The sequence below is a fragment of the Paenibacillus sp. Marseille-P2973 genome (assembly GCF_018101095.1).
In the GTDB taxonomy this organism is placed as follows: Bacteria; Bacillota; Bacilli; order Paenibacillales; family Paenibacillaceae; genus Fontibacillus; species Fontibacillus vini.
Map to the genome: position 1 here is coordinate 481,231 of NZ_JAGQEH010000001.1, position 13,632 is coordinate 494,862.

Consider the following 13,632-nt stretch of genomic DNA (forward strand, 5'->3'; position numbering starts at 1 on the left):
CGGTTTCATACGAAAAACTATACCATATTCTACCCTTGCTTTATATTTATATTTTAAAAAAGAAAAGGTCCCCGGTGCAACCACCGGGGATCATTGTCGTGCTAGTGACAATCGGAAGTGTTCACAAATTCATTTTATTATCGCATTACCGCGTATCGATCCCGCTTCTTTCTCTTTCGGGTCATCCGCATCAATTTGCGGGATTGCTCCCGAACGATTCTCCATTGTTGCGGAGAAAATGATTCCGGACTGTAGCTTGCCCGTTCGAATTCACTCAGCAAGGTGTCCAGGGTCGCAGCCAGTTCAGGCTGCTTCTCTTTCCAGCGGTCGACCGACTCCCGTAACGTTTCATCGCCGCTCCGGTTAAATCCTCTGCGTCGCAGCCTGCGTATTAAATGCTGCGTCTGCAGAACCGCCTTCTCGCCCAGCGTCAAAGGCCGACCCAGACGAAGCCGGAAAAAGGCAAAGTAAAGCACCGAACGCAGCTGATAAACAGCCCATAGCAGAATTACCGCAATGCAGATAATAATCAAATTCCGGATCGTCTCGGGACTCATGCTCTCCAGCATTCCCTTGCCGTTATCCCGGGATGCTCCGTCGAGGTCGGAAGAATCAGCTAATGTCATTACACTTCCGTCCTGCTTATACAACACCGGCGCACTGAAGCCGGGAGTGGCTTCAAACGGAACCCAGCCATAGTCTCCGAAATATAGCTCTGTCCACGAATGCGCATCCGCATTGTTGACCCGGTAGTCCATCCCCGTCTCCGGGAACCGCTGCATATACTCGGGGTTGGGCTGTGTTCCGGGTGAGTATCCCTTGACCCATCTCGCCGGAATGCCAAGTGAGCGGGCCATCATGACCATTGCAGTGGAATAATAATCGCAGTAACCCTGTTTGATTTCGAAGAGAAAGGAATCCACGAAATCTTCACTTTTTTTCAAAGATAAATCCGGCTGGTTGGTATACTCATAATTTTGTCTCAAATAGTCCTGCAGGAGCTCCATTTTCCTGTAGGGCGTCGTACCTTCAGCGGTGACCTGCAGCGCCAATTCGCGGACGCGGTCCGGAAAACCGGAAGGGATTTGCAAATATGCATTTTCCTTATCCGCAGGATACAGGGTCTCGAAACTGGCCTCGCGAAGCTCTTCCAAAGGAATAACCGGGATATTCGCCACTACTTTATACTTTTTCGGATAGAGGCGTCCTATAGGTTGAGAACTTCTGGTCAAAGCCTGATGGTTCATCTCCCAGTGAAGCTCGGCTTCTTTGGGCGCCCACATCATTGTTCCCCCGGTTTGCTGCTCCTCCTCATCCAGCAGTTCCACAGTGCCCATGGTATAGCCGCCGAACAATACCGGATAAATCTCCTCGTTTTGCATCGTAATCGTCTGCTCTACTTGCATGATTTCAACTTTCGGAGGTATCTCCTCACCTGGAAGCTCGCCGGTGGAGACGCCTTGAATCCGGTTAAAATCACGTCCTTCTTCGCTCAGATCCATCCAGCCCTTGCCGGTATAATTCCGGCGAGTCTCGCCGCGCCAATAAGATCTTACTGACGTATCGACCGTCATCACGGGGCCATAACTGAATTCAAAGCCGCCTCCGAGCTCTTTGTCGTCTCGGCTATAGCCGGAAATGACCTCCTGCGGGGCGATAATCGTGACCGATCCCGAATCAGTGGAAGAAACGGGGGTCGCAGCGGCATTGCCGCCTGGTCCCCCCCGATTTTTCCAAGCGGTATATGGGTCCGTCAGAACAGGCGAGACCGATGGCATACTGACGCCGATCAGCAATACGCAGGCAAAGATCGCGACAATGTTGGCGGCGATCCTAAGCGGCTGATGCCGCAGACGATTCCATCCGTGCGGATATTTAAGCTGGAAGGACCGGAAATGAAGGCTCGCCAGCCAACCGAGGCCGGCAAACACCGTCCAGGCTACATTTTGCCATAAATAATAGGAAGTAAAAGAGTCCAAAATCGCAAAGGCAATCAGATCTCCAGCCAAAAACAACAAGATTCGTTTCTTTCCGTTCAGCAGCTCCAATGCCAGCTCAAAAAATACCCAGGCCGCCAGCGAAAACCAAATATAAGGCGTGAATTGTTGCGCCATACCATAAAGCTGATCCGGGACCAGCCGGCCTGAAGGCAAATACACATCATAAGCGATGAGAACGATGCGCCAGCCCGCCATAACGACGATCGCTTTGATGATCCAGCGCCAGGTCGCTTTCAAGGGCAGTAGTTCTATGGCAGCCACCGACAAAAGCGTTACGGTAACAAGCGCCGTCGTCTCATCGAACCATAAAGGCTCCGTATAATCGATCCATTGCATAGCGATAACTAAAAGCCACAAGACCGAAAATAGGCGGTACCAGGAAAAAAGGGACCGATTGTGTGATCGTTTCATATTCTGCCACCCCCCAGCGCTGCCGGAAGATCGCTCAGCGAAGATACTGTAACCCCTTTCATTCCTCGTTCCTGAAGGACCGTCTTCAGGGATCCCTGCCGGTATACGGTCTGCCCCGGAATCCCCGTATGAATCTGGTAAGGCGTCATATGACGCGATTTGGCCCAGCGCATAATGCCGAGCATTTTATCGTCGGTCAGCGGACTGATCAGAATAAAAAACGCCCCGGACGGAAAGTATTGCCGTTTCCCTTCCAGCTTCTCCTTATATCCTCCATATCCATCCGCATGGATATCAACCAGATGATGAAGCATTTGCTGCCGTTCCAGGTAGCCCTCCGCCGGCGCGAATGCACGAACGGTTTTGCCCAGGGTACACAAGCCCATGCTGATCCTTTCCCTTGATCCGTATTCCAGCAGCGAGGCTGCGGTCGATACCGCGAGCTCGAACTGCGACGGCTGCGTGTAACTGAGCGTATGCGCATCCAGCACCAATATGGTTTTCGGGAGCGATTCGTGCTCGAATTCCTTCGATTTCCAGGCTCCTGTTTTCGCGGTAGCGTTCCAGTGGATCCGGGAAATCCGGTCTCCGTATATGTAATCACGGACCCCGTTGATTTGGGTCGTTTCCCGCCGCGACATGGAAACTGCGGTTTCCGGTCCGGCCAGCCGTGAATTCCGGCTATGCAACTGCCAATTCGGAATGAAGACGGTGCGCGGAAGGATACGGAACTCTCCGCCGGTCTCAAACACCCCTTTATGCTTCATCAATCCGAAGATGTCTTCAGAATGGCATTCCGTCCCGGAAAATACGTATTTCCCCCTCTCCAGAGGAGGAGTTTGGTAGGTCAGAATGCTGTCCTTATTAAAGTGAGGAACCAGACTGTCTTCGAATATCCAGGAGTCTCCGTTATGACGCTGCAAATGTTCCCTGACGATGATATAAGGGAGCGGCATAAACCGCGGCGGTTGGATCTGAAGCCTGATTTGAACCTGTTCCCCGGCTTTCAGCAGGCCCGGGCGGTCTTCATTCTGCGAAAGGCTTCTCGAGCCCCTGATTCGTTTGATTCCTCCCATACCGCCCGCCACCCAGTAAAGGGCCAGCAGCGATATCATCGTGAACAGCATTATCGACGTTTTTCCGCCTTGGAACAAAACATAGAATAGACATATAAGCCATAATGATGCCACTTTCCAAAAGTTTAATGAGGACAACCCGGATTTGAACATCTCCAGCACGGCCCGCATCATTTACCGTCCCGCAGATATCGGCACCTGAACCTGCCGCAAAATCTGCTGAAGCACTTGTTTGGAATTCATGCTGTCCAGCCGGGATTCGGGACGAAGCAATATCCGGTGGCCGAGCACGTAAGGAGCCAGAACTTTCAAATCGTCAGGCAGAACAAAATGACGTCCATCTATAAATGCGAACGCTTTCGCAGCAGCCATAAAAGCGAGAGAGGCGCGCGGAGAAGCTCCGAGGAGCACGGCTTCATGCTCACGGGTGCGCCGCACGATTTCCAGCAAATAATCGCTGAGCAGATCGCTGATATATACGTCGCGGATTTCGTGCTGAATCGCGGCGATTTCCTCCATGCTCGTCACCGGACGCAGTTGGTCTACGGGCTGTCCCAGGCTGTGAGTGTGGAGCATATTTTTTTCGGTAGCCGCATCCGGGTATCCCATCCCGATCTTCAGCATAAACCGGTCAAGCTGCGCCTCGGGCAGCAAATAAGTCCCTTCAAAATCGATCGGGTTCTGAGTGGCGCAAAGCATAAAAGGATGCGGCAGCGGATAAGTCACGCCATCCGCGGTGACGCTGCGCTCCTCCATGACTTCGAGAAGGGCGGATTGCGTTTTGGTCGTAGCCCGGTTAATTTCGTCGGCCAGCAGAATGTGAGTCATAACCGGTCCGGGACGGAACACAAATCGTTCCTCATGAGGGTGAAATACGGATACGCCGGTAATATCGCTGGGGAGAATATCCGGATTGCATTGAATGCGCCGGTACTCGCCGTCCATCGATTTGGCTAATGCCTTAATCAACTGGGTTTTGCCGGTTCCTGGCACATCCTCGATCAGTACGTGGCCGCCGGCGAGCAAAGCGGTTAAGAGCAGGTTGATTTCAAATGATTTTCCGAGAATGCATGATTCCAAATTGTCTTTTACGGCGGTCAATGTTCGTATCGATTGCTCATTTACGGGCACGTTTTTTCCCTCCAGACATTTGATCATCCTGTTTCATCGTGTTGTATTCATCTATTTCTTTCTATTGTACATGAAGTTAGTCGGTGAAGTATACTCGGCACTTTTCGGGATGAGTGTTGTTTTTTTTATGATTCGGATATTTCCTGAAAACAGAAAAAACCTTCAGTCCGGAGACCAAAGGTTTTTGAAGATATTTGTTCAATTTGTTCATCCCTATTCGATTCAATTGAGTTATCCTTTCGGACGTACAACAAGCGCAGCCAGGAATGAAAATATGATCGCCGCGGAGATCCCCGCGCTGGTCACGTCAAAAATCCCGGTGATTACGCCGATCCATCCGTCACGCTGTAACTCGGTCAACGCGCCATGTACCAAGGAATTGCCGAAGCTGGTTATCGGTACGGAAGCCCCTGCGCCGGCAAATTTGACAAGCGGATCATACCAACCGAAGGCATCCATGACCGCACCAATCACGACGAGTGAACTCATCGTATGAGCGGGGGTCAGTTTGAATACGTCAAACATGATCTGACCGACTACGCAAAACAATCCTCCTATGACAAACGCCCAGAGAAATATCATCCTATGCTTTCCTCCTTTTCAAGAGCTACCGCATGCGCGATGCACGGAATGCTCTCTCCCTGCTGGTAGGACAGCGGGGACAGCAGCGCCCCGGTCGCCGCAATCAACACCCGGTTCAGCTCCCCTTTTTTGATTTTCTTCAAAATATGTCCGTAAGTCACAACCGCCGAGCAACCGCATCCGCTGCCCCCCGCTATCACGTAGGGCTGTTTCTCCCTGTCAAAGATCATCAGGCCGCAATCATTGAAGGTCGTCCCTTTCATGGATACGCCATCCTTCTCCAGCACATCCTTTACAATAGCGTGCCCTACTGATGCCAAGTCACCGGTAACGATTAAATCATAATCCTCTGGACTGCGGCCCGTATCATTGAAATGAGCGACCAGCGTGTCCGCGGCCGCCGGCGCCATGGCTTCGCCCATATTGAACGGGTCTTTCACTCCCAGATCCTGTATCCTCCCGATCGTGGCATGAGTGATGCGCGGGCCTGATCCTTTCGAGGATACGACCGCCGCGCCCGAGCCGGTGATCGTGTATTGGGCGGTCGGCGGCTTTTGCGAACCGTATTCCGTGGGATAGCGAAACTGCTTCTCTGCCGTACAGTTGTGGCTTGCCGTTCCCGCCAGCGCATGATGAGCGCCCCCGGCATCCACGATCAAAGCGGCCAAAGCCAGGCTCTCCATCGAGGTTGAGCAGGCTCCAAATACGCCCAAGTAAGGAGCGCCTATCTTCCGCGCTGCAAACGTCGCGCTGATGATCTGATTCATCAAATCACCGCCGATAAAAAACTGGAGCTCTTCCCGGGAAATCCCCGCATGCACAAGGGCTAGGGCGGATGCGTGTTCCAGCAGCTTGCGCTCCGCCTTTTCCCAAGTCTTCTCGTCGATCTCCAAGTTGTCATACACAAAGTCGAAATCGGCCGACAGCGGGCCTTGTCCTTCTTCCGGGCCGACGACGGTCGCCGCCCCGATAATCGCCGGCTTCGATTTGAATTCCCAGGTTTGCGAACCGGTCAGCACCATTAGTGTGCGCCTCCCAAGCCGAAGATAACGTGAACTACGCCGACTAAAAAAGCCGCGACTACACCGAATACAATGACCGATCCCGCAAGTTTGAACATGTTGGCCCCTACGCCGAGCACCAGACCTTCCGCCTTGGATTCCAGCGCCGAGGAGCACATGGAGTTCGCGAATCCCGTAACCGGCACGGCCGAGCCTGCGCCTGCCCATTGCGCGATTTTATCGTAAACCCCGAACGAGGTGAGGATCACGGAAATGATAATCAGCACGGCGACCGTCGGGCTGCTCGCCTCTTTGGAGGTCATCCCGCCATAAGACATGAACAATTGCTGGATGCACTGCCCGATCAGGCAGATCAGCCCCCCGACAAGAAACGCCTTCAGGCAGTTTCCGAAAATATTCGTCTTGGGTTTATGTTTTTTGGCGATTTCCTTATAATCCTGTTCGGTCAGCGACATCGTATTCAGCTTCACCCGGGCACCGGATCTCGATTTGGTTTTGGCTGGCAAGCGCCATCCCTCCTTCATGCATTCAAACATTTCCTTACGCGGTATACTCATTATTTGTCATCATGCCGCTTGTTATGTTTGGTAAATCATCCATAGCCGCAAATAGCGGTTATCTTCGAGCACAACAAAAAAACAGCGTAATCCGTTGGCGGGAAAACGCTGTTTAAGTCTTGATTATAAGATGATTTTTTGAACAACCTCTTACAGATATTGAAGAATAATGACCAGCAGAATGAACAGTAGCATAATCATCAGCCAATCCTTGGAATATCGCTCCATTATGACTTGCCCCCTTGCCTCCTCGGTTCACGAACAAATGCTTTGCTGCAGTATATGAGTTTTACGGTATTCCGGTGCCATTCAAAGAGTGGAATTCGAAGCGGAAATACGGAGACCGTTTAGCGGATCATAGACATTCTTTCACAGGTGGTACATACTAAATAAGGACGGAAAGGAGAGTACGATTTATGAACAATAAAACAATGGAACTGTTTAAACACTTGACCGAATTTCCCGCTGCCCCAGGATTTGAGCGAGAGCTCCGGGCCTGGTTTAAAGAGCAGCTATCCGCTTATACCAATGAATTCGTGCAGGATCGATTAGGAAGCCTGTTCGGCATCCTCCGCGGTGACGATCAAGGCCCGAAAGTCATGGTGGCCGGACATATGGATGAAGTCGGTTTTATGACCACCGGCATTACCGATAACGGCATGGTGCATTTTCAGCCAATCGGCGGCTGGTGGAGTCAGGCCGTTTTGGCGCAGCGCCTGCAAATCATTACCCCGCAGGGCCGGATCGTCGGTGTAGTCGGATCGATTCCGACGCATCTGCTGGACGAGGCCCAGCGCAGCAAGCCTGTCGATATCAAAACAATGTATCTTGATATCGGAGCCGACAGCCGTGCGGAAGCCGAAGAGGCCGGCGTTCGGCCTGGACAGCAGATCGTCCCGATTTGCGAATTTACGCCGATGGTCAATCCGAAGAAGATTATGGCCAAGGCGTGGGACAACCGTTATGGCGTCGGCCTTGCCATCGAGCTGATGGAGGCGCTGCATGGCGAGAAGCTGCCGAATACGCTGTATTGCGGCGCCACTGTACAGGAAGAGCTCGGCCTTCGCGGAGCGCGTACCTCGGCTAACCTGATTCAGCCTGACATTTTCTTTGGCCTCGACGCCAGCGCCGCTAACGACATGACCGGCGACAAGAAGGCGTTCGGGCAATTGGGGCAAGGAGCCCTGCTGCGGATTTATGATCCGACGATGCTCACTCACCGGGGCATGGTGGAATACATTCAGGACACCGCTGACACGCACAAAATCAAGTACCAATATTTCGTTTCCCCAGGCGGTACGGATGCCGGACAGGTGCATTTAAGCGGAATCGGCGTTCCTTCCACGGTGATCGGCATATGTTCCCGTTACATTCACACTTCGTCCTCAATCATTCATACGGACGATTACGAGGCGGCCAAGGAATTGCTGATCAAGCTGGTGAAAGGTCTCGACCGCACGACGTTAAATACGATTTTGGAAAACAGCTAATTATACAAAAGAGCTAACCGCCTGGCCAGTTTCGGCCTGTGGATAGCTCTTTTTTAGTAAATATGAACTATGTACTAGTAGTATGGAATGCTAATCAACCCAATAGGGGACATTTTGGGCTCTATTATCAGGTTTTCGGGGTTTAACTTGCCAATAGGAGCCTTTTTGTCCCCTAATAACCTCCATCCTGATTAAAACCGACCTTTTAGGCGGTCCATCTGCAAAATAAGACCCGGAATGGACCCTATTTTCCCGGAATGGGGAACATCCGCGCAAATAAAGCCCTAAAAGCCCCTTATTTCTCACTCGATGTACCCGCTATGCTCTCCCAACACTGCTGCAAATTCTCCGAAGCCCAGCGGCGATGGTTCTCATCGCTATACTGGCGATAGGTACATTCAATATGTAGAATTAGGGCAAGATACAGGTCATAAAGCTCCAGCCGCTCTTTTTCAAGATTCGTAAAAGCTTCCTTCCCGTATCCCTTCAAAAAAGCGGAATGATCCCCGGCTAATGTCCGGAAATAGTATTCCATGAGCGGGTCGCCCCATAATGCCCTCTCGCAATCAATAATTCCGGTAATCCGGCCGGAATCCACAAACACATTGCCGTCCCATAAATCCCAATGAACCAAACGCGGAACGGTGACTTCCTCCAAACTGGATTTACGGAGAGCAATTGCAGACTTTATTTGCTCTTCATTTGCCGGCAGCTCAATGTCTTTGTCCTTCGCATCGGCTAGCAAGCCGGAAACCATGTCTGAAAATACCGTCAGCCAATCACTTCCCTGCTGTTCTTCCAGGGCATAGTAGCCAAACCGGTCACTTTGAATCTCATTTATGTATCTGCTCAATCTCCCGAGCTCTTCTTCAATCTGCCCTCGCTCTTCCGGCAATAGTTGTTCCTTGATCTTATTGTACGGGGTGCCGGGGAGGTATTCCATCAGAAAGCACTCATTGCCGCCTTCTTCTGCTTCATAATAATAAACTTCAGGTACCGGAATATTACCGGTTTCCTTCAATAAACGCAGCACCTCGACCTCAGTTTTCATTACATTGCGTTCATAGCGCATCATTCCGGCCCCTGCATGGGGAGCAACCTTCAGAACCGCCCGCGAACCGTCGTTCAAAGTGAGATCATAAGCAGAGTTGAACCAGCCGTCCTTTAATTCGAGAACTTCAGCGATTTTCGCTTGTTCACCGAAGGCTTTTGCAATTAAAGCCGCCAACTCATCTCGAGTCAATTGACGCTTGATCATATTCTCCATACGGTATCCTCCAATGTTTTTTTCAATACTAATGAAAAATTCGTTACTGTTATCTTACAACGATTACAGCTACCAATGGAAAATAAAGATGATTCCTGTGTTGCACAGGAATCATCTTCAACGTTTATGATAACCCTTGATTCATAATCTTCAATAAATTAAAAACTAAGATTGCAGCTTCCGCACGATTGACAGATGACGCTGGCCTGTAGCTTCCGCCTGAATCTGTAACCAGCACTTTAGCTTGTTTCAATGATTCCACAGCTGTCTTCGCATATTCGGAAATAACGGCTTCATCGGTGTAGGCCGAAACCGGAGGTTCACTAGATTGCAGGGTATGCCCTGTTACCTGAAGTGTACGATAGAAAAGAGTAGCCATATCCTGTCTGGACAATACATCGTGCATACCAAACGTGCCATCGGTTTTGCCTTGCACGATCCCGAGTTTCTCAGCCGATGCTACCGTTCTGTAGTACCAAGAGCCTTCTTTAACGTCGGTAAATTTGCTGACAGCAGCAGGATCGGAAATATCGAAATAATTCACCAGCATTTGAACGAATTCCGCTCTTGTCAGTTTCCCTTGCGGATCGTATTGTCCAGGTGCTTTGCCGTTAATGACTCCCCTGGCAGCAATCGCACGGATGGAATCACTAGTTGAGGCGGACAATCCATCGATATCTTTAAAACTGACTTTCGTATGAACAGCCGTATATTTACTGAAATGTTTTGGCTGGAAGACAACCTTCCCCGATGCTTGGTCAAACAGACTGTTTTTGACGACTTCCGGACCGTTATCTACATTATATATAACAACTTGGTTTGCATTTTCCCCTAATTGCAACTTATATGGAATTTTTACCGTCACCGGATGTCCCGCCCATTGAATCTGGGAATTGCCAATACTCAATGAAAAATCGTAAACAAGGTTGTTTCCTGCAAACTTGCGAGTGTCCTCAGGCAGCTTCTCATTTGGAACAACTGCCATACCGATCGCTAGCTTCTGAAGATCTTTCCCCAACAATCCTTTCAAATAGGCCAGATCCAATTCAATCGTGGTGCCAAGACTCTCGACAGATATTGACTTGATCGTTGCGGAATCCAACGCGCTAATCCATTCGCCTGGCAGCTCCACAGTGACACGCTTCACATCGTTTGCAGTTTGGATCGGGATTGTAATTTTCCCGTTGTCTGCCAAGCTCACGGCTTTCTCCAGACTCTCGCGTGTCGGAGATACCGTAACCCCCTGCTTATCCCCGGACTCGGTTACCGGTGCAGGCGTAGTCAGTGATCCTCCTGACGAAGAACCGGAACCGGATCCTGGCAAGGAACCGCTATTGGAAAATACCTCCACCTGATACGTCGCTTGAATTCGTCCATCAAAAGAACGAACCGTAATATCTGTCCGACCGTTGTTAATCGCAGTCACTTGAAAAGAGGTAATTCCCGTCTCCTCATTGTATGTGATACTGCTGACCTTAGCCGTATTCTCGTCAGCGGAAACAACCTGCAATTTCTTGAACGAAGCATCATTCGGCGTTACGGATGCAGACACTTTGACCGTTTCACCAACGGACAATTTTCCTCCTGTGCTATCAAGTTGAATGCTTTCAGCGAAGCTCTTATTTTCAACATCTGTCAGCAATGCAGTTAAATAGATCAGCGGTGAGTTGTAGTTCAAAGCTTGCTCATTGCTCTCCCAGTCCACAGTCGCTTGATTGTAAGCTTTAGCTGGGAAATTGAGTTTTCCGCTTTGATTATTCGGTCCGCCTGGCATATAGCCATTCGGCATCTCCTTAATAAAATCTCTCATATAGATTTCATGATGAGTAATATGAACCCGATTCTCTCCGTATCCCGTTATAAAGCTGAGCTGCAGGGGGTTAATGCCAAGCAGGTAGTTTAAGTTGCCGCTGGCAACCTGGATCATACGCTCATCATACTCACCGATGATTCGGCTCCCAATATCCAGACTGACCGCTACACTGGCCACATTTGAATTGGCGCCCCAATAAAAAGCTTTGTCCGTCGAATTGCGCCATACTGCACCATTTACAGCGGTATCGATGACTGTGTTTCTCCATTCCTGGTACCTTGGAACAAACCATGCCTTCACTTCTTCACTTGGGGAAGGACTGCTCAAATAGTGATAAAAACCTATCTGTTCCATACTCCCGATACCATGAGAGAAATCCGTCGTTTCGAATTTGGATTCGAATGCTTCATAGTTCGCCAAAACGTAATCACTGTATTTATTTTCACCAGTCGCTCTATATAAAGCTGCTGCCGCATAGAAACGGTCATTCAAATCGTTATCATCATAATAGGGGCCGTTGTCTCCTTTGGGATCTTTGGGTTGAGCAATAAACTCGGGATGTGCTTCAAGATACTCCCAGCCTCTAACCGCAGAAGCAAGCAACCCATTCGCATAGACTTCCAAACCGGGCACATCTTTAAATACGATGTATGCATGTGCCAAGGCACCTACAGTTGTCGCAGTTTGTGAAGTCGGCAGGATACTTTCCGGTCCGCCGCCATCGATGATAAAACGGCCCGGAGCGGGTTCACGAATAACATAAGCATAAAATCCGCCGGACTGCTCTTCTTGCATCTTCAGGAAGAAGTCGGTTTCCACTTTAATTTCGTCAATCAGATCCGGGATACCGTTCCCGCTTTCCGGAATGTTCAATTGGTTATCCGTAAATTGGCCCGGGAAACTTTCATAGGCCCACAACAGGTCTGATACCGCAGTCGAAGCCGCGGTAACATATTTCCCCATATCACCCGCGTCCCACCATCCGCCATACACGTCCTTCGTCACACTAGGGTTGGATTGCAGGGGCAGGCTGATATCATTTTTATGGAGACCGGTGCGCGAGAAAATCCCCGCATGCTCCGGAAGGAGATCCACGTTTGCTCTTTGAAAGTAAAAGAACTTTTGAACATCATTAAACAACTCGTCATAAACGTCAGGGCCGATCTCGAAAGGTACGGACGGTTCGGCAACGCCATCCACGGTAACGTAATATTCACCAGCCTCGTTCAAAGGGGAGAAATCGGCCTTGAATACTTTTTCGCCGGACAATTCATCATAAGCAGCCACGAGAGTCAGTATTCCGGAAAAAGCAACACTATCGTCCGCAACTCTCTTCACTTGAAATGGAGTTCCAACATCAGCGGACAACTCATTATAGTAACCGCTAATATTCGCATACTTCTCACCGTAGTTCAAATACCCGACCTGATTGACTTTGACCGGTGCATAACTTCTCTCTACGTCCGGCGAGGTTACTTTGATATTCGTAATCCAGAAAGTAATAGGTGTATTATCCTTTCCGGTCATTTTGAACAATTGGATTTTGCTTTCGTCAAAAAGAGGATTGCTGTTAAAAATGTTTTTGAGCGGAATCGATGCGTGCTGCCATTCTGTCGTAACACTTATGTAATCGCTAACGTTAACAAGCGCATCGATATTTGTTTCTTCGGGGTTTGCGTCATCATCCTTGTGGAACCCGCCATTGCCATCGGATCTTTCATGAACGACATCCCGAAACCCGATGTTGAAGGTTTCTCCGCCATCTTTACCGACAATATCGAACTCCAATGTACCGTTCTCGTAATAAGGGCTGAAGTCAAAGGACTGCCAACCAGCAGGCACTAAATGCTCCCCCCACCAGTCATGAGTTTCAAACTTTCGGGTGTCCTTTTCCAGATATACTTCTTCGGTAACCGTTGTCCCATAGCCCCAGCCATAATCCTTAATCTCGATATCACGAAGCTTGTTCCAATTTTCGCCTGCGGGAGGCAGATAATTGATTGTGTTGCTCGCCTTCTCTGCCGACACAAAAGATGCTGGCAGCACCATCGTAAAAGCGGTTACAAAAACTAACGAGAAAACAGCTAATGACTTGGAGAATGCTAATTTGGACATTTTTCTTTTCTGTGTTTGCCTCAATATTGTATCCCCTTTCATTTTTTAGTCAATTAGATGCTAACAATGTTGCTGGAATAATAATACATACATAATTGCATAATTTTTCATATAACTTTTTCGCTATATAGGACTTAAATCAATATCTTAAGCTTGTTATTAAAGAAA

The 13,632-nt window shown here is 49.5% G+C and carries 9 protein-coding genes; 1 reads left to right on the top strand and 8 read right to left on the bottom strand.

The window, feature by feature from the left end; all coding sequences use genetic code 11:
* Window positions 1–137: 137 nt before the first annotated feature.
* From KB559_RS02250 to spoVAC, 6 genes are all read right to left on the bottom strand, one after another.
* The gene (locus KB559_RS02250) at window positions 138–2,411 is read right to left on the bottom strand and encodes a transglutaminase TgpA family protein (RefSeq protein WP_211019951.1); all 2,274 of its coding nucleotides are present in this window, start codon (window positions 2,409–2,411) and stop codon (window positions 138–140) included.
* Entirely contained in the window at window positions 2,408–3,658 is a 1,251-nt protein-coding gene (locus tag KB559_RS02255; RefSeq protein ID WP_211019952.1) for a DUF58 domain-containing protein, read from the bottom strand. Before KB559_RS02255 ends, KB559_RS02250 begins: the two co-directional genes overlap by 4 nt.
* Before the next feature lie 3 nt (window positions 3,659–3,661).
* Window positions 3,662–4,618, bottom strand: coding sequence for an AAA family ATPase (locus KB559_RS02260; protein WP_211020242.1), 957 nt, complete (start codon window positions 4,616–4,618; stop codon window positions 3,662–3,664).
* A gap of 231 nt (window positions 4,619–4,849) precedes the next feature.
* Window positions 4,850–5,200, bottom strand: a complete 351-nt coding sequence (gene spoVAE / locus KB559_RS02265; protein WP_211019953.1) for a stage V sporulation protein AE — start codon at window positions 5,198–5,200, stop codon at window positions 4,850–4,852.
* A complete protein-coding gene (spoVAD, locus tag KB559_RS02270; protein WP_211019954.1) occupies window positions 5,197–6,222 on the bottom strand; it encodes a stage V sporulation protein AD in 1,026 nt (341 codons plus the stop codon). Before spoVAD ends, spoVAE begins: the two co-directional genes overlap by 4 nt.
* Entirely contained in the window at window positions 6,222–6,728 is a 507-nt protein-coding gene (spoVAC, locus tag KB559_RS02275; protein ID WP_211019955.1) for a stage V sporulation protein AC, read from the bottom strand. Before spoVAC ends, spoVAD begins: the two co-directional genes overlap by 1 nt.
* A gap of 467 nt (window positions 6,729–7,195) precedes the next feature.
* Between spoVAC and KB559_RS02280 the strand changes: the two genes are divergently transcribed.
* Window positions 7,196–8,269, top strand: a complete 1,074-nt coding sequence (locus KB559_RS02280) for a M42 family metallopeptidase (RefSeq protein WP_211019956.1) — start codon at window positions 7,196–7,198, stop codon at window positions 8,267–8,269.
* Between the two features lie 295 nt (window positions 8,270–8,564).
* On the opposite strand, the gene KB559_RS02285 is transcribed toward KB559_RS02280, so the two are convergent.
* Both KB559_RS02285 and KB559_RS02290 read right to left on the bottom strand, forming a co-directional pair.
* On the bottom strand, window positions 8,565–9,536 hold the full coding sequence (locus KB559_RS02285; protein ID WP_211019957.1) for a phosphotransferase family protein: 972 nt from the start codon (window positions 9,534–9,536) through the stop codon (window positions 8,565–8,567).
* A 124-nt stretch (window positions 9,537–9,660) separates the two neighbouring features.
* Window positions 9,661–13,464 (bottom strand): glycoside hydrolase family 9 protein, encoded by a 3,804-nt coding sequence (locus tag KB559_RS02290; RefSeq protein WP_211019958.1) that lies wholly within the window; start codon window positions 13,462–13,464, stop codon window positions 9,661–9,663.
* Window positions 13,465–13,632: the final 168 nt, after the last annotated feature.